The sequence below is a fragment of the Pseudomonas sp. YuFO20 genome (assembly GCF_035064975.1).
GTDB classification, from domain to species: Bacteria; Pseudomonadota; Gammaproteobacteria; order Pseudomonadales; family Pseudomonadaceae; genus Aquipseudomonas; species Aquipseudomonas putida_AE.
Genome location: NZ_JAXDEO010000044.1, coordinates 22,654 through 45,348, shown reverse-complemented (window position 1 = coordinate 45,348; position 22,695 = coordinate 22,654). Strand labels below are relative to the sequence as shown.

The following is a 22,695-nucleotide window of genomic DNA, read 5'->3' as shown; positions in this document are numbered from 1 at the left end:
CTGCCTTCATGTCGCTTGCTGATTGCGAGGCTTGGTTGAGCGGGCTTTATAACCCGGCAGCGCAGCCGCAAAGGCCAGCGCCTCTTCCCGACTGGCAAACGAGCCCAGCCGGTCGCCCTGGGTGCAGACCCGCCATGGGCCGTTGTTCACACTCAGTACGTCATAGCCGTTCATGTGCATCTTGTTCAACATCGGAACGCTCATAGTCACCTCCATCTTGGCAGTGATCACAGGGTTGACTTGCCTACCTTACACCCCCCTGCCGTGAAGAGGCCGACCAGACGTCGAGTCAGGCCAGTGGCAGCGAGATTGCACTTTTAGACACCTTTGTTGTTCAAAATGTCCAGGAAAGCTTGCAATGGATTACGGCCCGAATATTGCATTTTTGTTACACTTATGTGACAGCCTGGATTGAATGAACAGATGAAAGTACGTGCAACCGTCATTTGCGAGCACGACCGCCATATCCTCATGGTGCGCAAGGCCAGAAGTCGCTGGATGTTGCCCGGCGGCAAGGTCGAGCGCGGTGAGACCGTGCAGGATGCTGCATTGCGCGAGTTGCAGGAAGAAACAGGGCTGGGCGCCGAGGATATGCTGTACCTGATGGAACTCGAAACAGGGGGCACCCGACACTATGTCTACGAAGCATCGTTGCTCGATGCGGAGCAGGCGCGACCGCTAAACGAGATTTTCGATTGCCTCTGGTACCCGCTGGATTCGGTGCAAAACCTCAACCCCAGCGACGCCACGCTGCGGATCATCAGCGCATTTCGGCGTCGCCTGTAGCTCACCCGCCTCAGCCCTGATCGCCACCGCCCACCGGCATGACCATGCCGGTGATGTAGGACGCCTCGTCGCTGGCGAGGAACAGAATGGCGCCGGCCTGCTCATCCAGCGTGCCGTAACGCTTCATCAAACTGCTGTCGAGGGTCTGATCGACGATCTGCTGGTACCAGACCTTCTCTTGCTCAGTCTGCTCGGCCGCATTGCGCGGCACTCGCCGCGGCGGTGCCTCGGTGCCGCCGGGTGCTGTGGCGTTGACCCGAACGCCGCGACCGGCGGTTTCGAACGCCAGGCACGCGGTCAGCGCATTCACCCCGCCCTTTGCTGCGCCGTAGGGCACACGGTTGACGCTGCGGGTGGCGATCGACGACACGTTGACGATAGCGCCACTGCCCTGCTCCAACATGTACGGCAAGGCGGCATGGCAGCACCACAGGGTCGGGAACAGCGAACGGCGCACCTCGGCCTCGATCTGCGCCGCTTCGTAGTGCTCGAACGGCTTGGCCCAGATGGTCCCGCCGACGTTGTTGACCAGCACGTCGAGACGAGCGAAACGCTCGATGGCGGTTTGCATGACCCGGTTGCATTCCTCGTATTGCTCAAGGTCGGCGGTCAGTGCCAGGACCTGGCTGTGCGGGGCCAGTTGTTGCTGCACTTCGAACACCAGGTCCGAGCGATCGACCAGGATCAGCTTCGCGCCTTCAGCGGCCATGCGCTCGGCAACGCACCGCCCGATGCCCTGGGCCGCCCCGGTGATCAGCGCGACTTTGTCGTGGAATCTGTTCATGTGTACCTCACACGCCGCCCCCTGTAGGAGCTGCCGCAAGCTGCGATCGTTTGATCTTGATTGTAAAAAACAAAATCAAAAGATCGCAGCCTGCGGCAGTTCCTACAGGGGAGGCGTCGTCGTATGGAGTGGGTTCAGGCCGCGCTGGCGGCGAATTTCTCGTAGTAGAAATTGGCCGGCGCAATGCCCTGCTCACGGATGAACTGGCTGACCGCTTCGACCATCGGCGGCGGGCCGCACAGGTACAGATCTACGTCGCCATCGTTCAAGTGCTTGGGTTCGATGTGCTGGGTCACGTAGCCCTTGCGCGGGTGCTGGCTGTCGGGGCTGGCCACGCAGGCGCTGTAGGTGAAGTTGGGGATGCGGGCGGCGAAGGCTTCCAGGCGGTCGAGTTCCACCAGGTCGAAGTCGTGGGTCACGCCGTAGATCAGGTGCAGCGGGTGTTCACTGCCCTGCTCGGCGATCTTCTCCAGCATCGCGGTGAACGGCGCCAGCCCGGTACCGCCCGCCAGCAGCAACAACGGCCGGCGGATATCGCGCAGATAGAAACTGCCCAGGGGCCCGGCCAGGCTCATGCTGTCGCCGGCCTTGGCCATGCCGGTGAGGAAGCTGCTCATCAGGCCGCCGGGCACGTTGCGAATCAGGAAGCTGACTTCACCGTCGCGCTGCAACGAGCTGAACGAATAGGCGCGGGTCTGCTCGCTGCCGGGAATGCCCAGGTTCACATACTGACCCGGGAGGAACGCCAGCTTGCTCAAGGACTCGCCCTTGATCGACAGGGCAATGGTGCTGTCGGACAACTGGCGCACGGCGCTGATGGTAGCGTCATAGCTGGCCTGGCTGGTGCGGCAGACATCCGAGGACACCGGCACCCGCACCACGCAATCGCTCTTGGCGCGCATCTGGCAGGTCAGGACATAACCTTGCCCGGCTTCTTCGGGGCTTAAGGCGTCTTCGATGTACTCATCGCCCAGGTCGTAGCTGCCCGCTTCGGCAAAACACTTGCAGGTGCCGCAGGCGCCGTCACGGCAGTCCAGCGGAATATTGATGCCCTGGCGGTACGCGGCATCGGCCACGGTTTCGCCGGCATTGGCGTCGATGAACCGGGTGACGCCGTCTTCGAAGTTGAACGCAATGGAATGGGTCATGACGGCAGCCTCACAAGTGGTAAACATCGATGACCTGGCGAACGTAGTCGTTCTTCAGGATCACTTTCTTGGCCTTGATCAGAGGGTTTTCACCGCGTACGTCAAGGGTGTAGAAACTGCTGCCGAAATAGCTGTCGACGGTCTTGTAGCGAAAGCTCAGGGTGTGCCAGTTGAAGCGCACCTTGCACAGGTCGTCGGCTTGTTCCAGCAGCTCGATGTTGCTGATGTTGTGGGACGTGCGGGTGTCCGGCACGGTGGCACTGGAACGCTCGGTCTTGATGCGGAAGATGCGGTCTTCGAGGCCGGTGCGGTTGCCGTACCAGATCAGCGAGATTTCCCGCTGCGGGTCCTCGGTCAGTTCGTCGTTGTCGTCCCAGGACGGCATCCAGTAGGTCGCGTCAGGGGCATACAGTTCCAGCCACTCGTCCCACTGGCGGTCATCGAGGTAACGCGCTTCGCGGTAGAGGAAATCGCGCACCGCTTCATAGGAAATGGTCATAACACATCCTCCACGGCGATCAGTTTCGACTGCTCGGCCGCCAGGGCCTTGAGCATGGTCTGCTGCCAATACTTGTGTTGCAGCACGAACAGGCCTTCGTCTTCGGTGCGCACGCCGCTGAGCAGCGGGTGCAGGTCGATTTCCTTGGCCGCGTCATCAGCGCCTTCGATCCAGTGCTCGGCGCCACGGGACATGTCGTTCCAGGTGGTGACGCTGCCCTGGTAGCTGGTCTGGCAGGAGCGGAACTCTTCCAGGTCGTCCGGCGTGGCCATGCCGCTGACGTTGAAGAAGTCTTCGTACTGACGAATCCGGCTCGAACGCGCGTGATCGCTTTCGCCCTTGGGGGCGATGCAGTAGATGGTGATTTCGGTGCGGTTGACCGAGATCGGCCGGGCGATACGGATCTGCGAGCTGAACTGGTCCATCAGGTAGACGTTGGGGTACAGGCACAGGTTGCGCGAGTTCTCGATCATCCAGTCGGCGCGGGCCTTGCCGAAATCTTGCGCCAGCTCATCGCGACGCTCGTACAGCGGACGGTCCTCGGGGTTGGCCCAGCGGGTCCAGAGCAGCATGTGGCCCTTGTCGAAGGAATAGAAACCACCGCCCTGCTTGGCCCAGCTGCCGGCGCTCATGGTCGGGTTGGTGTCACCGGCTTCGCGCTGTTTGCGCTGGTTCTGGGTGGCAGCATAGTTCCAGTGCACGGAGCTGACGTGGTAACCGTCGGCACCGTTTTCGGCGGTGAGTTTCCAGTTGCCTTCGTAGATGTAGCTGGAAGAACCGCGCAGCACTTCCAGGCCGTCGGTGGACTGGTCGACGATCATGTCGATGATCTTCGCCGACTCGCCCAGGTGCTCGACCAGCGGCAGCACATCGGCCTTGAGGCTGCCGAACAGGAAACCGCGATAGGATTCGAAGCGCGCCACCTTGGTCAGGTCGTGGGAGCCTTCGCAGTTGAAGCTCGACGGGTAGCCGGCGTTGGCCGGGTCCTTGACCTTGAGCAGCTTGCCGGAGTTGTTGAACGTCCAGCCGTGGAACGGGCAGGTGTACGAGCTTTTGTTGCCGGACTTGTGCCGGCACAGGGTCGCGCCGCGATGACTGCAGGCGTTGATGAAGGCGTTGAGTACACCGTCCTTGTTGCGCGCGATGAAGATCGACTGGCGCCCCATGGTGGTGGTGTAGAAATCGTTGATGTTGGGGATCTGGCTTTCGTGCGCCAGGTACAGCCAGTTGCCTTCGAAGATGTGTTCCATCTCCAGATCGAACAACCGGGGGTCGGTGAACATCTCGCGTTTGCAGCGATAGAGGCCCTGCTCTGGATCGTCTTCAAGCAGGGATTGCAAATATTCGGGTCGCAGGGTCATGGCCGCCGCCTCCATTGTTATTGTCCAGGCAGGGGTCATGCTAGGACGGGGCGATGGGGCGGACTATCCGCGGGGTGCAGACCTTTATCCGTTTTGTGCAGGGGCTTGGGATGGACACCGCCCCCCCTTGTAGGAGCTGGCTTGCCAGCGAAAGCGGTGGGTCAGGCAACTTCAATGTCGCCTGATACGCCGCCTTCGCTGGCAAGCCAGCTCCTACAGGGGGTCGGGTTGACTCAGTGGCGGCGCTTGAGGGTGTCGGACGGCAACTCGCCGAACTGCTTGCGGTAGCTGTCGGAGAACCGGCCCAGGTGCAGGAAGCCGTAGTCCATCGCCACTTCGGTGACGTTGCGCACGTTGCAGGTCGGGTCGCTCAGGCAGGCGTTGATGCGTTCCAGGCGTTTCTGGCGCAGGTAGTTTTTCGGCGTCAGGCCGGCGTTGCGTTCGAACAGGCCATACAACGAGCGCAAGCTCATGTGCGCCTGGCGCGCCAGCTCTTCGCTGTCGATGTCCTGCTTGAGGTTATTGGCGATGTAATCGGCAATCGCCTCGAAGGTGGCCGTCTGCGAGCCCAGTTCAAGGCGACAGACGTTGGTCTTCATCAGGCTGAGCATCTTGCTGACGATGATTTGCGTGTAATGCTCCTGCACCCGGGGAATCTGCTCGCTGGATTCGGCCTCCTGGCAGATCATCGCCAGCAGGTTGACGAAGCCTTCCAGTTCATTGAGCTGATAACGGTTTTCCAGGAACCGCACGCCCTGCCCCGGATAGCGCCAGCGCTGCTCATCGCAGACGGACTCGAACAAACGGGTGGGGACTTTGAGGATGAATTTTTCGCAATCGGCGGAATACGTCAGGTCCACCGGATCGTCGGGGTTGATCAGCAACAGTTCGCCGGGGGCGAAGTAGTGCTCCTGGCCGTGACCGCGCCACAGGCAGTTGCCGCGCAGCAGCACTTGCAGGTGGTAAATACTCTCCAGCGCACCGGAGGTCACCCGCACACTGGCGCCGTAGCTGATGCGGCACAGGTCGAGACTGGCGAATTTACGATGATCGAGGCTGGCCAGCGGGCGGCCGGCTCGGGGCATGAGGATGCAGTGATTACCGACGTGCTGATTGACGTAGCCGGACACCGCGTAGGGGTCGGCCTGGTCGAATACTCTGCTGCGCTGACTCAACAGTTGAGTTTGCATCATCGGGTCACTCTCGTTGTTATTATGGTTTGCGTCGGGACATTCTAGAACACTGGGTCATTCGCTCGGGATAATCCAGACCGTTAACCGAAACCCCTTGTGGGAGCGGGCTTGCTCGCGAAGGCGGAGTGACAGTCAACATAAGTGTTGAATGTTAAACCGTCTTCGCGAGCAAGCCCGCTCCCACAAGGGGGGTTGCTATCAGTCTTCCAGTGCGCGAACCCGCTCGTGGCGCTGCTGCTCTTCAGGCTGGGCGGTCGACTGCAGGGTGAAATCGAACTCGATTTCGGCAAAACGACCGCTCACACCATGGGCCGCCGCGCGCTGTTGATCGTCGCTGAAAGTGATCTTGGCGATCAGCTCGTCACGGGTGGCGTAGGCGAAATCGTCATGCAGGTATTTCTCACCATCCAGGTTGATCTGGGTGGTCAGGTGGCGATGGTCCGGCGCGGAAATGAAGAAGTGCACGTGCGCCGGGCGCTGGCCATGACGGCCCAGTTGATCGAGCAGTTGCTGGGTCGGACCGTCCGGTGGGCAGCCATAACCCGACGGCACGATGCTGCGGAAACGGTAGCGGCCTTCGGCATCGGTGACGATGCGGCGACGCAGGTTGAAATCCGATTGCGTAGGGTCGAAGTACGAGTAGGTACCACCGGTGTTGGCGTGCCACACGTCGACCACGGCACCGGCCAGGGGCTCGCCAGCGGTGTTGAACACGCGGCCTTGCATGAACAGGGTCACACCCGGGTCGACGCCGTCATCCAGACGGGCTTCGCCTTGGGACAGCGGTGCACCGGCCACGTACAGCGGGCCTTCGATGGTGCGCGGGGTGCCGCCGGACTTGCCGGCCTGCTCGTCTTCGGCGTCCATCAGCAGGTCAAGATAGTGCTCAAGGCCAAGACCGGCCACCACCAGCCCGGCTTCCTGGCGCGCACCCAGCACGTTCAGGTAGTTGACCGCTTTCCAGAACTCTTCCGGGGTCACGGCCAGGTCTTCGATGATGTTCACCGAGTCACGCAGGATGCGGTAGATCAAGGCCTTGGTGCGTGGGCTGCCGGCATCGTTGTGCAGGCCGCTGGCCTCTTCGAGAAATTTCTGGACTTCGGCAGTGTGGGAAATCTTTACGTTCATCAGGGGTTCCTCATCTTGTAATTATTAGCGTAGCGCTGGGCAGGCAGGGCTCAGCGGTCGTCGTCACGGATGGAAGAAGGATGCCGGCACATCGCGTCGATCTCGATGGCCATGTAGGGAAACAGCGGCAGTTGCATCAGCAGGTCATGCAGTTCCTGGACGCTGTCGACATCGAACACGCTGTAGTTGGCATAGTGCCCGGCGATGCGCCACAGGTGACGCCACTTGCCCTGCTCCTGCAGGCGCTGGGCCAGGGCCTTTTCGTCGGCCTTGAGCCTGGCCGCCGCTTCGGGATTCATGTCGACCGGCAGGTTCACGGTCATTTTTACGTGGAACAGCATAATGCTCTCCTCAGGCTTGATGAATAGTCTTGTCGCGACGGAAGAACGCCAGGCGCTCCTCATCCAGGCTCAGGCCCAGGCCCGGCGTGTTGGGGACATGCAGTTCGAAATCGCGATAGACCAGCGGCTCGCTGAGGATGTCCTCGGTCAGCAGCAGCGGGCCGAACAGCTCGGTGTCCCACGCCAGTTTGTTCAGGGTGACAAAGGCATGGGCCGAGGCCATGGTGCCGATTCCGCCTTCGAGCATGGTGCCGCCGTACAGGGCGATCCCGGCCGCTTCGGCGATCGAGGCGGTGCGCAACACGGCGCGTGGGCCGCCGTTCTTGGCGATCTTCAGGGCAAACACCGAGGCCGCGCCTTCACGTGCCAGGTTGAAGGCATCTTCCACGCACTCGATGGATTCGTCGGCCATGATCGGCGCCGGGCTCATGGCATTCAGGCGTGCCATGCCCGCGCGGTTGTTGCGCGAGATCGGCTGTTCGATCAGGTCGATGCCGTTGGTGCCCAGGATTCGGCAGGCGCGCAATGCCACCGCTTCGTCCCAGGCCTGGTTGACGTCGACCCTGACGCTCGCGCGATCGCCGAGGGCTTTCTTGATCGCGATCACGTGGGCCAGGTCGCGATTGACCTCGCCGGCACCGATCTTCAGCTTGAAGATGCGGTGGCGGCGCAGGTCGAGCATTTTTTCCGCTTCGGCGATGTCCTTCTCGGTGTCGCCGCTGGCCAGGGTCCAGGCCACGGGCAGCGAGTCACGCACGCGGCCGCCCAGCAACTCGCTGACCGGCAGGCCCAGGCGTTTGCCCAGGGCGTCGAGCAGCGCGGTTTCCAGGCCGGACTTGGCGAAGGTGTTGCCACGGATGCTGCGCTCGAGGCGCAACATCGCGGCATTCACATTGCTGCTGTCCTGGCCGATCAGCAAAGGCGCGAAGTGTTTGTCGATGTTGGTCTTGATGCTGTCGGGGCTTTCGTTGCCATAGGCCAGGCCACCGATGGTGGTGGATTCGCCGATGCCTTCGATGCCATCGGCACAGCGCACGCGAATCACCACCAGGGTCTGGTTCTGCATGGTGTGCATCGCCAGCTTGTGCGGGCGGATGGTCGGCAGATCGACGATGATCGTCTCGATCGATTCAATGGCTGTAGCAAGCATTTCGATACCCGTCAGGTTCTTGAAGTTCTGAGCCCGATTCTCATACGGCTTTTTCCGGGCGGCCAATATAGAATTGGTCTGGCTTGATACCTTCAAGGTATGCAACCGCTGAAGATCCGGAGGCTCTATGGAACTGCGTCACCTGCGTTACTTTCAGGTGTTGGCTCAAACCCTCAATTTCACCCGCGCCGCCGAACGGCTGCACATCGCCCAGCCGCCCTTGAGCCGACAAATCCAGCAACTGGAAGATGAACTGGGGGTGATGCTGCTCGAGCGCGGCCGGCCGCTGAAGCTGACCGACGCCGGGCGTTTTTTCCATGAGCACTCCACCGCCCTGCTCGACCAGTTGCACAAGGTCTGCGACAACACGCGACGCATTGGCCTGGGGGAAAAGACCTGGCTGGGTATCGGCTTTGCGCCATCGACGCTCTACGGCGTGCTGCCGCAATTGATTCGCCGCTTGCGCAGCGGCGAGCCGCTGGAGCTGGAACTCGGGCTGTCGGAGATGACCACGCTGCAGCAGGTCCAGGCGCTCAAGGCCGGGCGCATCGACGTCGGTTTCGGCCGCATCCGCATCGACGACCCGGCCATCGTCCAGACCGTGCTCACCGAAGACCGCCTGGTGGCCGCCCTGCCCGCCGGTCACCCGTTGCTGGCGGGCCCTGTCAGCCTGCGCGACCTGGCCAAGGAGCCCTTCGTGCTGTACCCCGGCAACCCGCGCCCCAGCTACGCCGACCACGTGATCGCGCTGTTTGAATCCTATGGGGTGAGCATCCACGTGGCGCAATGGACCAACGAGCTGCAGACGGCGATCGGGCTGGTGGGGGCCGGGATAGGCATCACCCTGGTGCCGGCCTCGGTGCAGTTGCTGCACCGCGACGACATCGGTTTCACCCCGCTGCTGGAAGACAACGCCACCTCGCCGATCATTCTCAGTCGGCGGGTGGGCGACGTGTCACCGGGGTTGAACCATTGTTTGCGGGTGATCGACGAACTATTGCCACATACGATCACGCGCGGTGTTTAACCGGCGAAGGCGCGGCGCCCGGCGCTCATCTCGGTGCGCAGTTCACCGATGAAGTCGGAGATGGCCCGCATGCTGGTCAACTGCTCGGTCGATACGCCGGCAAGCATCAGCTTGACTTGCCCGCTGGCGGGATCAAAGACCTCGATCCGCAGCAGCCCGCCGCTCTCCGTGCATTGACAGGCCAGGGGCTTAAAACCGGACTCCAGAATGTTGCAAAGGGCTGAAATGGCGACCATGGCCGTTGCCTCCGTGGCGGGTTGATCAGAACGGATCCAATCAGAATAGATGCGTTTGGCCAAATGTGCGCCAGTCCATTAGTGATATCCACTTCATCAATGACTGTTGTCTTTCCAGATCCAGTTCCAGATCCCCGGTAATTGCGCCGGCTGTGAACTGTCGCGCAGCGTGCGCGCCATGGCGGCCCGTTGCAGCGCGGCGGTGTCGTCGTAAAACGCCATCGGGGCGACGCTCACCCCTGTCGCCCGTGCACTGTCGAGCAGGATCTGCAGGTACTCGCGGGCATGCCGGGCGGTATAGCGATTGAGGTCGTGGAAAGTCACCACCACCGGAATCACCCCATCCACCACCGGTAGCTCGCCGCGGGCAATGCGCTCGCGCACCTCGGACATCGAACGCAGCATATGGGCGCGCCGCCGGGGGCTGGCGTTGAAGCCCCAGATCTTGCCGTCGTTGGCGCTCAGGTCGGTCAGCAGCACATGCAGGCCATGCTGCTGGTAGGCGGCGAACGTGCGTTTGTCGTAGCTCCAGAATGGCGGGCGCAACAGGGTCGGCGGCGCACCGGTGATCGCGGCGATGTCGGCACACCCCTCGTTGAGCGCCTGCTCCAGTTCCTGATCGTCGAGGGAGCGATGATTGGTGTGCGAAGGCGTGGCCGTGTGGAAGGCCAGGATATGCCCGGCATCACGTTCGCGGTGCATGACCGCCCGCCCGATGTCACTGGCGCCGGCCCGTGGGGCGCGGGTCTGGACGAAAAATACCGCCTTGATCCCGGGTTGCACAGGATTGATCGCCAGGCTGTCGAGCACGGTCTCGGTCGGGTTCCAGAAACTCGAGGCGCTGGGCCCGTCGTCGAACGTCAGCAGAAAGCGGATCGGTGGTTGCGCGCGCAAAGCCTGTTCGGTTTGCGGGGTCATTTCGATGGGAGCGGCGATACAGCCCAGCAGACCGACTGCCAGGGTGCACACCGATAGAACCTTGAGCAGCTGTTTCATGTTTCGCCTTGGGGCAGACCCGCACACAGCGGCGGGCCGAGGTTGGATAAGGTACACAGTGTTTGGTTCCGGTGCTCGCCCGGGCGTTGGCTCAGTTCGCCAGGGCCAGCCCGCGATGACGGCATTACGGCCACCATCGCATCGCCAGCAAGCCGGCTCCTACAGCGCTCGGCTGAACGCAGATTGTTCAAACATCTATGCTCAATAATCCAGCCGGAGGGTTCGATCGATGTGTGGACGATTGTCGCAATACCGGGGCATCCACGATTTCGTGGCGGTGCTGAGCATTCCCGATGCCTTGCTCAACCAGGTCGGCGATCAGCCGCTTGGGCGCTACAACGCCGCGCCCACCACCCAGCTCGCGCTGTTGCACCTGGAGAACGACGGCCTGCACGCCGACTCGCAGCGCTGGGGCTGGCGACCGCACTGGGCGAAGGATCGGGCGGCGCCGATCAATGCGCGGGTCGAGAAAGTCGCCCACGGCCCGTACTTTCGAGCGATCTGGCCCCATCGCGCCATCTGCCCGGTGGACAACTGGTTCGAATGGGTCGATGCCGGGGACGGCACCCGGCAACCCTGGCTGATTCGCCGGCGCGACCAGGGGCCGGTCTTCTGTGCGGCGATCGGGCAATTCCCGATGGGCGGTGCAGCCCCGAGGGACGACGACGGCTTTGTCATCATCACCGCCGACAGCGCGGGCGGCATGCTGGACGTGCATGATCGTCGACCGGTGGTGTTCAACGCCGAACTGGCGCGGGAATGGCTGGACCCGGCGACGCCCAGGGAACGTGCCGAGCAGATGGCGCTGCTACAGGGCGAAGACAGTGACGCTTTTGAGTGGTACCGGGTCGACAAGGCGGTGGGCAATGTCAGGAATCAGGGGCCCGGATTGATTGACTCTTTGAAGGAATAACACCTGTAAAAGCATGGCACTTTGATGCTTCCACCGCTTGTCAGACAACGCCATGGTCTTACATACATTTGTCGGCACTGCCGCTAGGATTCGCGCCGTATTGCCGAGTGGCATACCAATTGACCAAAGAGTCAACAATTAAGGAAATCCCATACATCAAGCCTTGCAGAGAACTCAATTGCGCGACGATTTTACAATTGATCAAGTCGCGAGTCTGGCGTGCATTTATCTTACAAAGACAGAGCACTACCAACTCGACTGTTTCATCGGGCAATACATACAGACCCGTAACTTGCTTTCCATTCCCAATATCAAAGAAGTCCTGAGTTCAATACTCGAAAGCTATCCGGGCAAGCCCCCGGTGATGGTCAACGAACTGAACGCCTGGATTGACAGGAAGCTGGGTTATCGGGCCACGCACCCTGATTTCCCGCCGTTGCTGGAATAAACGCAACCCTGTAGGAGCGGGCTTGCTCGCGATGGTCGTCAACGATGACGCGGGGTACCTGATGCCCCGCGGCGTTCTCGAGTTTTTCGCGAGCAAGCTCGCTCCTACACAGTTGCAGTGTTCGCAGGTTGCTTAGAACTTGCGGTCAGGTTCCGACAAATCCTTGCCATCGTCGGGATGTTTCCAGTCCGGAGTCGAACGCTTCTGCTGTTCGATTTCTTCTTCCGTCGGTTCATCCTCGTCTACATCCGGATCCGGTTGTTTTTGCTCTGTTGCCATGTGCTCACCTCTCTTCCTGAAAAGGGATTGGTCATCAACTTGAAGCGTAGAACAATTTCCCGCGCCCGACTTACAGCCACCAACGCAGCAAAAAGAAAAAGCCCATGCTCAACAACATGCTGAGCAGGGTGTTGCGGGTGTACAGCACCAGGCCGACGGCCACCAGCGAACTGATCAGGTAGGGGTTGTCCCATTGCAGGTTCAGTTGCTTGTCCGGCATGAACACGATCGGCCCGCAGATCGCGGTCAGCATGCCCGGCACGGCGAAGCCGAGGAACTGCCGGGCATTGCTGCTCAGGCGCACCGGCAGACGCGGTTCGAGGAACACATAGCGGTTGAGAAACACCAGCACGCCCATGCCGAAAATAACTGCCCAGACCATCATGTGCGTGCTCCATGGAATTTGTTGCAGATAAACCCGGCGGTCATGCCGGCCAGCCCCGACAGCACCAGGGCCGAGCCCCATTGCCAGTAGCTGAACAGCACCGAGCAGAACAGCGAGACCGCGACGCAGACCACGGTCGGCACGTTGCGCACCACCGGGGTGATCAGGGCGATGAAGGTGGCCGCGATGGAGAAGTCCAGCCCCAGGTGTTCCAGGCCCGGAATGCTGCTGCCCAGCACGATGCCCGCCAGGGTGAAGAGGTTCCAGGCGATGTAGAACGTCAGGCCCACACCCAGGGCGTACCAGCGATTGAACTGTTGCCTGTCGTGCTGGCTGACCAGGGCGAACAGTTCATCGGTGAGCAAGAAGCCCAGGCCCGCTCGCCAGCGCCCCGGCAACGGCGAGATCACCGAACGCAGGCTCATGCCGTAGAGCAGATGCTGGGAGGTCAGCAGCAAAGTGGTCAGCAGGATCGAAAAGATCCCGGCCCCGCCCTTGAGCATGCCGATCGCCACCAATTGCGCGGCGCCGGCGAACACGATGCTCGACAAGCCCTGGCCTTGCAGGGGTGTGAGGTTGGCTTCGATGGCCATGGACCCGGCCAGCAAGCCCCAGGGGGCCGTCGCCAGGGATAACGGCATGATCGCCACGGCGCCACGTAAAAACGCGCTGCGCGGCATGAGTGAGTTGGACATAACGCTCTGCAACCAGGGAAAGACCGCAGACTTTGCCAGCAGTCACGGCCGATGGCTTGAACAATCTTGCGCAGTTTGCACTGGCTGCTGCCTCGCTCAACATGACGATGCCGCATTTTCCTGATTGACAAACCACCCGCCGGCTTTTAAAACTGGGCGCCTCATTCAGGGTGTAAACAAAGATGTCCGCAACCTTCAATCTCGACGCTCGTGTCATTGGCTTGACTGCCAAGGCCCAGGCTCGTGTTGCGCGCACCCTCAAATCGAAGAAACAGTCGCTCATGTGACCGGGGCGCGCTGTCCCGTCAGATGAGCTGACAGGACATTGAGCGCGACGGACCACCCGCCCCTTGCTTACCTCCTCCTGCCCTTCTGACGGTGACGAAATCGGTCAACCATCAGGAGAAAGTGAATGTCATCGTTCCAAGGTATCTGGGTTCCCCTCGTTACGCCGTTCCACCATGGCGCCATCGATTTCATCGGTTTGCGCCGGCTGGTCAGCCATCTGCTGGAAAGCGGCGTCGACGGCCTGATTGTCTGTGGCACCACCGGCGAACCGGCGGCCATGGGCAAGCACGAGCAGCTGGCGGTGTTCGATGCGGTGCTGGAGCAGGTGCCGGCTGAGCAGGTGGTCATGGGCCTCGCCGGCAACAACCTGATCGAGCTGCTGCACTTTCAGCAGGAGATTCTCAAGCGCCCGGTGGCCGGCCTGCTGGTGCCGCCGCCCTATTACATCCGGCCGTCCCAGGTCGGGCTCGAAGCATTTTTCCAGACGGTCGCCGATGCCTCCAGCGTACCGCTGATCCTGTACGACATCCCCTACCGCACCGGCGTGACCTTCGACCAGGCGACCTTGCTGAACATCGTCGCCCATGAGCGCATCGTCGCGATCAAGGACTGTGGCGGCAACCTGAACAACACCCTGGCATTGCTGGCCAGCGGCAAGGTCGACGTGCTGTGCGGTGAAGACAACCAGATCTTCAATGCCCTGTGCCTGGGCGCCAAAGGCGCGATTGCCGCGTCGGCGCATGTCCATCCCGATCGTTTCGTGACCTTGTACCGACAAGTTCGCGACCACCAGCTGGCGGCCGCCCGTGCCACGTTCTTCCAGCTGCTGCCGCTGATCCAGAGCCTGTTCATCGAACCCAATCCCGCGCCGGTGAAAACCGCGCTGGGCCTGCAAGGCTTGATCGGCGATGAGCTGCGCGCGCCGATGCAACGCAGCAGCGAGGCCATGGTCACGCGTTTGAAGGAGGTGCTCGGCGCGCTGGCCAGCGACAATCGATAGAGCGCCAGGCCGCCGCCCGCGTACCATGGTGCGATTGGACCGACGCGCCAGGAGGTCGACATGCTCTACCGAATCGCCGCCGACGGCCTGGTGCTGTTGCACCTGGCGTTCATTGTGTTCGTGGTGGGCGGCGGGCTGCTGGTCCTCAAATGGCCGCGCCTGATGCTGTGGCACCTGCCTGCCGCCACCTGGGGCGTGGCGGTGGAGCTGTTCCACCTGCCCTGCCCGCTGACACGCTGGGAAAACAGCATGCGCCAGGCCGCAGGGGAAACGGGCTACGGCGCTGGCTTCATCGAACACTACGTGTGGCCGATCATTTACCCGGCAGGGCTGACGCCGGCCATCCAGCTCGGACTGGGCGGTGCGGTACTGCTGGTTAACGTACTGGTCTATCTTCGATTGATCCGGCACAGGAAACGCCGACTGTAACGCCTACGGCAAACACGAGGACCCGGTCCATGCTGTCGACTGAAGACCTGACGCTGCTGCAAGCGATCCGCGAGACCGGCAGCCTGTCGCGGGCCGCCGCCTACCTCGGCAAGGCGCCCTCGACGGTGTCCTATGCCGCGCGGCAACTGGAAGAACGCTTCGATGCCCTGCTGTTCGATCGCCGGCGCTACCGCCTGCAACTCACCCCGGCGGGTGAATTGCTGGTCAACGAGGCGGCGCGCCTGATGCAGGACGTAGCTACCCAGGCACCGGGTTGGCTCGTTACTGAGCAATGGCTCGCTGGTTGAAAAGCAGATGGCGGACCCGCGCGAGCCGAACATCCTGTATGCCGGCTGGCGCGGTGATCACGACGGGCGTGCTTTGGGCTGGTGGCTGGAAAAGCTCAAGCATTCCTATCTGTGCACCCGGCTGGTACAGGGCAGCGACCGCTTAGCCTGAGCCTCAGTTGGCAATCACGCTCATGTTGCGCCCGCTGGCCTTGGCCACGTACAGCGCCTTGTCGGCCGCGCCGATCAGCTCGCCGGTCTGGGCTTGCGACGCCGGATCGTACCCGCAGACCCCCACGCTGACCGTGACCTTGCCATCCGGACTTTCACTGTGCGGCAAGCTGGCGGCCTGCACCGCATGGCGGATTTTCTCCGCCAGCAGGAAAGCGCCGACGTAGTCAGTCCCCGGCAGCACCACGGCAAACTCCTCGCCGCCGAAACGCGCAGCCAGATCGCCAGGGCGCTTGATGTGCTCGGTAATGATCCCGGCGATCTTGCGCAGGCACTCATCGCCGGCCAGGTGGCCATAACGATCGTTGAAAGGCTTGAAGTGATCGACATCGATCATCAGCAGCGCCAGTCCCGACACGTTGTGGCGGGCGCGGCTCATTTCCGCCTGGATGAACAGGTCGAACTGGCGTCGATTGGCCAGGCCCGTGAGCGCGTCCTCCAGCGCCAGCAACTCAAGGTTGCGATTGAGCTCCAGCAGCCGCTCCTGTGTGCCGAGCAATTCGCCCTGGATGCGGTCCTGCTTCTTCATCAACCGGATCAGGCGATAGCCGAGCACCCCCAGTCCCCCGAGCAGCAACGCGACGATGCCCGCACTGAGCAAGGACTCCTGGCGCCAGCTGGCCAAGACTTCATCCTTGTTCAGCGCGGTAAAGACGATCAGCGGATACCCCTCGACCCGGCGAAAGCCCACGACTCGCTCGACGCCATCCACGATCGATCGCATCGTTGCCGTCCCCGAACTGCCCTGTGGCAACAGCCGGGTGAACAAGGGGCTCCTGGCCAGGCTGGTGCCGATCTCCGCCTCGTGGAACGGCCGGCGCACGACGATGCTGGCATCGTCGGCGATCAGGTTGATCACGCCGTTCTTGCCCATGTCGATGCCGTCGTAAAGCTGCAGGAAATGGCTGAGGTAGATCGTGGCCAGGGCCACGCCGGCAAAACGGCCGTCCGGATAATTGATCCGCCGTGACACCGTCATGATCCATTCGCCGCTGGAGCGGCTCTTGATCGATGGGCCGATGTGCGGGCCGCGGTCGGGATGGTCGCGATGATAGATGAAGTACTCACGGTCGGAGTTGTTCGCGCCCCCCACCTCGGCACCATTGGAGTTGGCGATCCACTTGCCGGTTTCGTCATAGACGAACAGCCCATGGAGCTGACGCAACTCACTGCGCTGGGCGCGCAGCAAGCGTTGCAGGCGATCGAGCCGGCCCTGTTCGATGCCGTCGTTCTCCAGGCGATCGACCAGGGTGAACAGCAGCGTGTCGGCTTGCTTGATCGACGCCTGTGCCTGGGAGGCCAGGGTCTGCGCAAGGTTGGACATCGCCACTTCCTTGTCATGCAGATGGTACTGGCGCGAGCTCCAGGTTTCCCAGCTCACGATCACTACCATCGACAGGCAGACGGCGATCAAGAGGGTCACGGCAGAACGGGTCTTGAGCCTGGCGAGCCCCTGCCGGTTTTGTTCTGTCCGATCGTGAATGGACGGATGCCTCATGACGTTCGCTCCTTGAATCGAGTTGAAAGGCCTTGCCTGCTGCTCCATGGGTTTATTGCGCTGCCCGCTTCAGTGAGTCCAGCCAGGCCGGGTCCAGTCGCGTCTGGAGGGTGTCGATACCCAGCGCCTGCATCCGCGCCTCATGCTGCTGCATTTCCCGGTGCAATTGCGCATCATCGCTGGAGTTACCGTCCAGTTGATGCATCTGGCTCAATCCCAGGTGATAGAAGCGCAACAGCTTCATGGCGTCCGGATCCCCCGCCTCCACGGCGGCCTTGAGGTGGTGCATGACGTTGGTGATGCTCATCAGGCTGCGCTTGAGCTGCCAGCTGTAGACCGCCGGTGCCATCCATTCCTGATGCCAGAACAGCTTGCGCATCAACCCGGCCATGATCAATACCGCGGCAAACACTCCGCCGATGTTGAAGCGCAGGTTGTCCCCACCGGGCTCGCCGAACAAAGTCACCGCCGCGGTGGACAGGGCCATCGCCAGCGCCAGGAAGATCAGCGCGATCATCACCGTGCTGCGCCGCGTCCGTTGCCGATAGTCGTCGGCGTTCATCGGCTGGATTTCGAACATGACGTCGGGATTCCTTGGCTTCAATGGTAAAAAGGCTCGCAGGACAAAAAGACCGCGGGTCATTATCGCCTCTGCGACGGATTTAGCTATGCTGGGGCTCCTTTTCATCTATACATCATCAAAAGGAGGACGTGGCGAGACCGCGCAGTTCGTGCCATCTTCTTTCATGGATACTCTCTATTCGGATGCCATTCGTTGTTTGCGCGTGAATGACATCGTTTTAAGGATCATTGAATGACCCAACGACAAGTAATCAATGCTTCGGTCAGCCCGAAAGGCAGCCTGGAAACACTCTCTCAACGGGAAGTCCAGCAACTGAGCGAAGCCGGATCCGGCAGCACCTACGACATCTTCCGCCAGTGCGCCCTGGCCATCCTCAACACCGGCGCCCACGTCGATAACGCCAAGACCATCCTCGAAGCCTACAAGGACTTCGAAATCCGCATCCACCAGCAAGACCGCGGCGTACGCCTGGAACTGCTGAACGCCCCGGCCGACGCCTTCGTCGACGGTGAAATGATTGCCAGCACCCGTGAAATGCTGTTCAGCGCCCTGCGCGACATCGTCTACACCGAAAACGAACTCGACAGCCAACGCATCGACCTGAGCACCTCCCAGGGCATCAGCGACTACGTCTTCCACCTGCTGCGCAACGCCCGCACCCTGCGCCCTGGCGTCGAGCCAAAGATCGTGGTGTGCTGGGGCGGTCACTCGATCAACACCGAAGAATACAAATACACCAAGAAAGTCGGCCACGAACTGGGCCTGCGCAGCCTGGACGTGTGCACCGGTTGCGGCCCCGGCGTGATGAAAGGCCCGATGAAAGGCGCCACCATCGCCCATGCCAAGCAGCGCATCCACGGCGGGCGCTACCTGGGCCTGACTGAACCCGGGATCATCGCTGCCGAAGCACCGAACCCGATCGTCAACGAACTGGTGATCCTGCCGGACATCGAGAAGCGCCTGGAAGCCTTCGTCCGCGTCGGACACGGCATCATCATCTTCCCCGGCGGTGCCGGCACCGCCGAAGAGTTCCTGTACCTGCTCGGCATCCTGATGCATCCGGACAACCAGGGCCTGCCCTTCCCGGTCATCCTCACCGGGCCGAAACATGCCGCGCCCTACCTCGAACAGCTCGACGCGTTCGTCGGCGCCACCCTGGGCGAGGCCGCCAAGAAGCACTACCAGATCATCATCGACAACCCGGCGGAAGTCGCCCGGCAGATGACCCAGGGCCTCAAGGCGGTCAAACAGTTCCGTCGCGAACGCAACGACGCGTTCCATTTCAACTGGCTGCTGAAGATCGACGAAGGTTTCCAGCGCCCCTTCGACCCGACCCACGAAAACATGGCCAACCTCAAGCTGAGCCGCGACCTGCCGGCCCACGAACTGGCCGCCAACCTGCGCCGCGCGTTCTCCGGCATCGTCGCCGGCAACGTCAAGGACAAGGGCATCCGCCTGATCGAAAAACACGGCCCGTACCAGATCCGTGGTGACGCGGCCGTCATGCAGCCGCTGGACCAACTGCTCAAGGCCTTCGTCGCCCAGCACCGGATGAAACTGCCGGGTGGGGCGGCTTATGTGCCGTGTTATCGAGTGGTTGCGTGATCAAGTTGATGTAAATTGTTAAACGCGAGCCGAAGCCAAATGCTTCGGCTTGTTGTTTCCAGGATCAGCCGCTGCGGTGCATCTGTCTGACAGGCGACCACTCTCTCGCGGCCGTACCCGATCTACTGTGGGAGCCGGCCTGCCGGCGATGGCGTCCTGAGAGCCGACGATTGTCTGTCAGGTGTACTTAGTCAACAAATAATAGGTCGTCTTTCAGGCCGCCATCGCCGGCAGGCCAGCTCCCACAATGGGTTGGTTACAGCCGTGAGTGATTAGTTGGCTGTAAGGCCGTCATCGATGCGATGCGGCGACCAGACAAGCCAGCGTCTACAAAATGTATGGTTGGCCCAGCGGCCGGCAACGACAAAAAAAGAGGATCGACCGATGGACCACGTCAACCACATCCTGATCGTCGACGACGACCGTGAAATTCGCGAACTGGTCGGCAACTACCTGAAGAAAAACGGCCTGCGCACCACCGTGGTTCCCGACGGCCGGCACATGCGCAGCTTCCTCGAAAGCAACCAGGTCGACCTGATCGTGCTCGACATCATGCTCCCCGGCGACGACGGCCTGGTCCTGTGCCGCGAACTGCGCGCGGGCAAGCACAAGGCCACGCCGATCCTGATGCTCACCGCACGCAATGACGAAACCGACCGCATCCTCGGTCTGGAAATGGGCGCCGACGACTACCTGACCAAACCCTTCGCCGCCCGTGAACTGCTGGCACGGATCAATGCCGTGCTGCGCCGTACCCGCATGCTGCCACCCAACCTGCTGATCAGCGAAAGCGGGCGGATGCTCGGCTTCGGTCGCTGGCGCCTGGACACCACCGCCCGTCACCTGCTGGACGAAGACGATACCCTGGTGGCCCTCAGTGGCGCCGAATACCGGCTGCTGCGGGTATTCCTCGATCATCCGCAACGGGTGCTCAGTCGCGACCAGTTGCTCAACCTGACCCAGGGCCGCGACGCCGACCTGTTCGACCGCTCGATCGACTTGCTGGTCAGCCGCCTGCGCCAACGGCTCAAGGACGACTCCCGGGAACCGACCTACATCAAGACCGTGCGCAGCGAAGGCTACGTATTCTCCTACCCGGTGGAAATGCTCGATGCGCACAGTTGATGGGGATCTTTGCGCAGGTTTGTATCCGTTTGTATAGAAACCCGGTCTGGATACGCACAAGCCCATTTCGGACCGTTCAGGCACACATCAGCGATACACCGAAATATCAGCGCTACTGATCGCGGTCTCCAAAACAACAGATATCCATTGTGGGAGCGAGCTTGCTCGCGATGACGGCGTGTCAGTCAACATCATTATCGACTGACCGGTCCCCATCGCGAGCAAGCTCGCTCACACAGTTTTCGTACAAGGATCACTGTTCTCGATAACGACTATGCGTACAGGTGTTTTTTCATCGCGATGCTCCAGCCCTACAGTGGCCACATCTTCTTCCCACGCTCTGGAGCATCATCATGAAAAGCATCATCGGTATCGGCTTCGCCCTTGCGGTTCTTGGCAGCACTGGCGCCATCGCCGCCCCACACGCCACCTCCCCCATCGTTGCAGCGGTGAAAGTCAGCCAACCGGCCTCACAGAACATGAACACCGTCAGCGCTGACCACAAAGACAAACTCTACGTCGCGGAAAACCGTCCTGAGTTCGGCTCCAAATATCAGCGTTATTGATCAACGGCCTTGGGCTGCCTGAAACAGGAAACCCCGCCAATTGCGGGGTTTCTTCATTTGCGCAACCTTTACGGCGATGCCAGACGCGCGGCCAACGCCTTGGCCTGACTGGCCACGTCCGTCACGGCGGTGCTCTCCCACCACATCCCGCGCAACGGTGGCCCCATGGCAAACAAGCGGCTGGCAGCCTGGCCATCGGCATCCAGCACCGCGCCGTCGACCTTTGCGGCGATGCCGAGTGCCAGGTGTCCCGGCTGGATCAGCCCGCGCGCCAGCAGTTGCCGGGGCAGCGGTCGAGCCACCCGACGCCAGTCGTATTCGATGCCGCTGGAGTTGATCAACGCCGCGCCACTGACCACCACCGTTTGCCCTTCGCCCCGACGGCGGATACGAATACTCACTGCTTGACCCAAAGAAGGTTCCAGCCCTTTGAACGACGCCGCCTGAATCCGCAACCGTCCTTCCCCGTGCAAGCGCTCCACCAGCTCGGCGCTCAGCGGCGGCGAGCGATGGTGATGGCTTTCCCACCACGGCCGGACATGCCTGACGAACTGACGGCGTTGCACGTCGCTGGCCTGGTTCCACAAGCGCCCGATGTGCGCCCGCACCGTGTCCAGTGGGGCCTGCCAATCGATGCCCTGGTCGATGGCGTCGCGGCAATGTCGGCGCAATTCACGTACCAGCTGTCGCGGCGTGCGAATGCTCGGGTCCTCGGCGAGGAAATCGACCCAGGCCGGTGGCTGGCGCCGCACATGGGGCAGCAGGCCGTGACGGGAAAACACTTCGATCGGCCCGCGATGACCGGCCTGTTCCAGCGACACCACGGCATCGACCATGGTCAGGCCCGAGCCGATGATCAGCACCGTCGACTGCGGATCGAGCTGCTGCATCGCCGCCACATCCCACGGGTCGAGCGCCGCCGCGTTCAAGCCGCTGGACTCAGTCTGCGGTGTGCGCGCAGCCGGGAACATGCCCGTCGCGAGCACGGCAAAAGAGCCCTGCAGTCGCTGGCCGTCGCTCAAGGTCAAGTGCACCGACTGCGGATCGGTTTGCAGATCAACCACCTCGGCCCGCACATGCTCGACCGTTGAGCCGCTCAATGCCCCCACCGCTTGCGCCTCGGCCAGGCGTTGCTGCACATACAGGCCGAAAATCCCCCGCGGCGGGAACAGTTCACTGATGGGTACATGCTGCTCATCCGACTCCGGCCAGCCACCGGCCGCAATGTAGTCGGTCAGCCAATGTGTCAGGTCATCGGCATTGTCCGGGTCGACGCTCATGCGCGCCGCGTTGCCGTTGAGCGTATGCCCCAGCTCCACGGCGCTGTAGGCCTCGCCGCGCCCCAGCTCGGCGCGCGGTTCGATCACCAGCACCTGGCGCTTGCCCGGCAGGCGCAACAACTGCGCCGCCAGCATCGCGCCGCTGAGGCCGCCGCCGATGATCAGGATGTCTGCGTGACGGATGGCGTCAGTCGCCTGGCCGTTTCGGGTTTCACTCATGCCGTTCTCACTGATCAGTGTTTATCCTCGACGATAATAGGCGCCAAACCCATGGAAGGCTCATCGAGCAGTACCAAAGTAGGATGCGTCGGTCGAGGTCATGGATGTTCAACCCACAGGCGTCGGCGCCAGGAGCCTCGGTCCAATGTGGGAGCGGGCTTGCTCGCGAAGAGGCCGGCACATCCAACATCGTTTTCGTCTGTCACACCGCTTTC

At 61.8% G+C, this 22,695-nt stretch carries 27 protein-coding genes and 1 pseudogene; 11 read left to right on the top strand and 17 right to left on the bottom strand.

The features are described 5' to 3' along the window. Nucleotides 1-6: 6 nt before the first annotated feature. Nucleotides 7-204: a DUF2188 domain-containing protein gene (locus tag SOP85_RS22595; RefSeq protein WP_274077406.1), complete on the bottom strand. Its 198-nt coding sequence runs from the start codon at nucleotides 202-204 to the stop codon at nucleotides 7-9. Between the two features lie 219 nt (nucleotides 205-423). Between SOP85_RS22595 and SOP85_RS22590 the strand changes: the two genes are divergently transcribed. Beyond that, nucleotides 424-786: an NUDIX hydrolase gene (locus SOP85_RS22590; RefSeq protein ID WP_274077407.1), complete on the top strand. Its 363-nt coding sequence runs from the start codon at nucleotides 424-426 to the stop codon at nucleotides 784-786. A 10-nt stretch (nucleotides 787-796) separates the two neighbouring features. Here the strand turns inward: SOP85_RS22590 and SOP85_RS22585 are convergent, their stop codons facing one another. The 8 genes from SOP85_RS22585 to SOP85_RS22550 form a co-directional block, all read right to left on the bottom strand. Then, entirely contained in the window at nucleotides 797-1,570 is a 774-nt protein-coding gene (locus tag SOP85_RS22585) for a 1,6-dihydroxycyclohexa-2,4-diene-1-carboxylate dehydrogenase (RefSeq protein WP_274077408.1), read from the bottom strand. Nucleotides 1,571-1,704: 134 nt separating this feature from the next. Beyond that, a complete protein-coding gene (gene benC / locus SOP85_RS22580) occupies nucleotides 1,705-2,718 on the bottom strand; it encodes a benzoate 1,2-dioxygenase electron transfer component BenC (RefSeq protein WP_274077409.1) in 1,014 nt (337 codons plus the stop codon). A 10-nt stretch (nucleotides 2,719-2,728) separates the two neighbouring features. Continuing rightward, the gene (gene benB / locus SOP85_RS22575; protein WP_323628291.1) at nucleotides 2,729-3,217 is read right to left on the bottom strand and encodes a benzoate 1,2-dioxygenase small subunit; all 489 of its coding nucleotides are present in this window, start codon (nucleotides 3,215-3,217) and stop codon (nucleotides 2,729-2,731) included. Continuing rightward, on the bottom strand, nucleotides 3,214-4,578 hold the full coding sequence (gene benA, locus SOP85_RS22570) for a benzoate 1,2-dioxygenase large subunit (protein WP_323608056.1): 1,365 nt from the start codon (nucleotides 4,576-4,578) through the stop codon (nucleotides 3,214-3,216). Before benA ends, benB begins: the two co-directional genes overlap by 4 nt. A 233-nt stretch (nucleotides 4,579-4,811) precedes the next feature. After that, nucleotides 4,812-5,771 carry an AraC family transcriptional regulator gene (locus tag SOP85_RS22565; RefSeq protein WP_274077412.1) on the bottom strand — a complete coding sequence of 320 codons (960 nt, stop codon included), beginning with the start codon at nucleotides 5,769-5,771 and terminating at the stop codon, nucleotides 4,812-4,814. 198 nt (nucleotides 5,772-5,969) lie between these two features. Beyond that, complete coding sequence (gene catA, locus SOP85_RS22560; protein ID WP_274077413.1) at nucleotides 5,970-6,899, bottom strand: catechol 1,2-dioxygenase; 930 nt, start codon at nucleotides 6,897-6,899, stop codon at nucleotides 5,970-5,972. Between the two features lie 50 nt (nucleotides 6,900-6,949). Then, nucleotides 6,950-7,240, bottom strand: a complete 291-nt coding sequence (gene catC / locus SOP85_RS22555) for a muconolactone Delta-isomerase (RefSeq protein ID WP_007978984.1) — start codon at nucleotides 7,238-7,240, stop codon at nucleotides 6,950-6,952. A 10-nt stretch (nucleotides 7,241-7,250) separates the two neighbouring features. Further along, nucleotides 7,251-8,390: a muconate cycloisomerase family protein gene (locus tag SOP85_RS22550; protein WP_274077415.1), complete on the bottom strand. Its 1,140-nt coding sequence runs from the start codon at nucleotides 8,388-8,390 to the stop codon at nucleotides 7,251-7,253. Between the two features lie 127 nt (nucleotides 8,391-8,517). Here SOP85_RS22550 and SOP85_RS22545 point away from each other — a divergent pair, with 127 nt between their 5' ends. Beyond that, nucleotides 8,518-9,417 carry a LysR family transcriptional regulator gene (locus tag SOP85_RS22545; protein WP_274077416.1) on the top strand — a complete coding sequence of 300 codons (900 nt, stop codon included), beginning with the start codon at nucleotides 8,518-8,520 and terminating at the stop codon, nucleotides 9,415-9,417. Here the strand turns inward: SOP85_RS22545 and SOP85_RS22540 are convergent. Both SOP85_RS22540 and SOP85_RS22535 read right to left on the bottom strand, forming a co-directional pair. Next, the gene (locus tag SOP85_RS22540; protein ID WP_323628289.1) at nucleotides 9,414-9,653 is read right to left on the bottom strand and encodes a DUF1652 domain-containing protein; all 240 of its coding nucleotides are present in this window, start codon (nucleotides 9,651-9,653) and stop codon (nucleotides 9,414-9,416) included. The two genes, SOP85_RS22545 and SOP85_RS22540, sit on opposite strands and share 4 nt — an antisense overlap. Nucleotides 9,654-9,749: 96 nt before the next feature. Further along, the gene (locus SOP85_RS22535; protein ID WP_274077418.1) at nucleotides 9,750-10,649 is read right to left on the bottom strand and encodes a polysaccharide deacetylase family protein; all 900 of its coding nucleotides are present in this window, start codon (nucleotides 10,647-10,649) and stop codon (nucleotides 9,750-9,752) included. Nucleotides 10,650-10,878: 229 nt separating this feature from the next. Between SOP85_RS22535 and SOP85_RS22530 the strand changes: the two genes are divergently transcribed. After that, nucleotides 10,879-11,562: an SOS response-associated peptidase gene (locus SOP85_RS22530; RefSeq protein ID WP_323628288.1), complete on the top strand. Its 684-nt coding sequence runs from the start codon at nucleotides 10,879-10,881 to the stop codon at nucleotides 11,560-11,562. Between the two features lie 178 nt (nucleotides 11,563-11,740). Continuing rightward, nucleotides 11,741-12,010, top strand: a complete 270-nt coding sequence (locus SOP85_RS22525; protein WP_274077420.1) for a hypothetical protein — start codon at nucleotides 11,741-11,743, stop codon at nucleotides 12,008-12,010. A gap of 132 nt (nucleotides 12,011-12,142) precedes the next feature. Here the strand turns inward: SOP85_RS22525 and SOP85_RS22515 are convergent, their stop codons facing one another. The 3 genes from SOP85_RS22515 to SOP85_RS22505 all read right to left on the bottom strand — a co-directional run bounded on the left by SOP85_RS22515 (nucleotide 12,143) and on the right by SOP85_RS22505 (nucleotide 13,369). After that, on the bottom strand, nucleotides 12,143-12,289 hold the full coding sequence (locus SOP85_RS22515; protein WP_274077421.1) for a hypothetical protein: 147 nt from the start codon (nucleotides 12,287-12,289) through the stop codon (nucleotides 12,143-12,145). Nucleotides 12,290-12,359: 70 nt separating this feature from the next. Then, nucleotides 12,360-12,671, bottom strand: coding sequence for an AzlD domain-containing protein (locus tag SOP85_RS22510; protein ID WP_175649005.1), 312 nt, complete (start codon nucleotides 12,669-12,671; stop codon nucleotides 12,360-12,362). After that, entirely contained in the window at nucleotides 12,671-13,369 is a 699-nt protein-coding gene (locus SOP85_RS22505) for an AzlC family ABC transporter permease (RefSeq protein ID WP_274077422.1), read from the bottom strand. Before SOP85_RS22505 ends, SOP85_RS22510 begins: the two co-directional genes overlap by 1 nt. Nucleotides 13,370-13,781: 412 nt before the next feature. Between SOP85_RS22505 and dapA the strand changes: the two genes are divergently transcribed. The 3 genes and pseudogenes from dapA (at nucleotide 13,782) to SOP85_RS22490 (ending at nucleotide 15,545) form a co-directional block, all read left to right on the top strand. Then, nucleotides 13,782-14,657, top strand: a complete 876-nt coding sequence (gene dapA / locus SOP85_RS22500) for a 4-hydroxy-tetrahydrodipicolinate synthase (RefSeq protein WP_323628287.1) — start codon at nucleotides 13,782-13,784, stop codon at nucleotides 14,655-14,657. A gap of 60 nt (nucleotides 14,658-14,717) precedes the next feature. Then, nucleotides 14,718-15,086, top strand: coding sequence for a DUF2784 domain-containing protein (locus SOP85_RS22495; protein ID WP_323628286.1), 369 nt, complete (start codon nucleotides 14,718-14,720; stop codon nucleotides 15,084-15,086). A 29-nt stretch (nucleotides 15,087-15,115) separates the two neighbouring features. After that, nucleotides 15,116-15,545, top strand: a pseudogene (locus SOP85_RS22490) (LysR family transcriptional regulator). A gap of 3 nt (nucleotides 15,546-15,548) precedes the next feature. Here SOP85_RS22490 and SOP85_RS22485 read toward each other — a convergent pair. Together SOP85_RS22485 and SOP85_RS22480 are read right to left on the bottom strand one after the other, a co-directional pair. Continuing rightward, on the bottom strand, nucleotides 15,549-17,102 hold the full coding sequence (locus SOP85_RS22485; protein ID WP_323628284.1) for a sensor domain-containing diguanylate cyclase: 1,554 nt from the start codon (nucleotides 17,100-17,102) through the stop codon (nucleotides 15,549-15,551). Between the two features lie 52 nt (nucleotides 17,103-17,154). Then, nucleotides 17,155-17,682 (bottom strand): DUF3087 family protein, encoded by a 528-nt coding sequence (locus SOP85_RS22480; protein ID WP_323628283.1) that lies wholly within the window; start codon nucleotides 17,680-17,682, stop codon nucleotides 17,155-17,157. Between SOP85_RS22480 and SOP85_RS22475 the strand changes: the two genes are divergently transcribed. From SOP85_RS22475 to SOP85_RS22460, 4 genes are all read left to right on the top strand, one after another. Further along, nucleotides 17,681-17,920 (top strand): hypothetical protein, encoded by a 240-nt coding sequence (locus SOP85_RS22475; RefSeq protein ID WP_274077433.1) that lies wholly within the window; start codon nucleotides 17,681-17,683, stop codon nucleotides 17,918-17,920. The genes SOP85_RS22480 and SOP85_RS22475 overlap by 2 nt on opposite strands. Continuing rightward, nucleotides 17,917-19,290: a nucleotide 5'-monophosphate nucleosidase PpnN gene (gene ppnN / locus SOP85_RS22470; protein ID WP_323608044.1), complete on the top strand. Its 1,374-nt coding sequence runs from the start codon at nucleotides 17,917-17,919 to the stop codon at nucleotides 19,288-19,290. The genes SOP85_RS22475 and ppnN overlap by 4 nt, the downstream gene beginning before the upstream one ends. Nucleotides 19,291-19,674: 384 nt before the next feature. Continuing rightward, complete coding sequence (locus SOP85_RS22465; RefSeq protein ID WP_323608043.1) at nucleotides 19,675-20,415, top strand: response regulator; 741 nt, start codon at nucleotides 19,675-19,677, stop codon at nucleotides 20,413-20,415. A 353-nt stretch (nucleotides 20,416-20,768) separates the two neighbouring features. Further along, nucleotides 20,769-20,981 (top strand): hypothetical protein, encoded by a 213-nt coding sequence (locus SOP85_RS22460; protein WP_274077436.1) that lies wholly within the window; start codon nucleotides 20,769-20,771, stop codon nucleotides 20,979-20,981. 68 nt (nucleotides 20,982-21,049) lie between these two features. On the opposite strand, the gene SOP85_RS22455 is transcribed toward SOP85_RS22460, so the two are convergent. Beyond that, nucleotides 21,050-22,480: an FAD/NAD(P)-binding protein gene (locus tag SOP85_RS22455; protein WP_323628281.1), complete on the bottom strand. Its 1,431-nt coding sequence runs from the start codon at nucleotides 22,478-22,480 to the stop codon at nucleotides 21,050-21,052. Nucleotides 22,481-22,695: the final 215 nt, after the last annotated feature.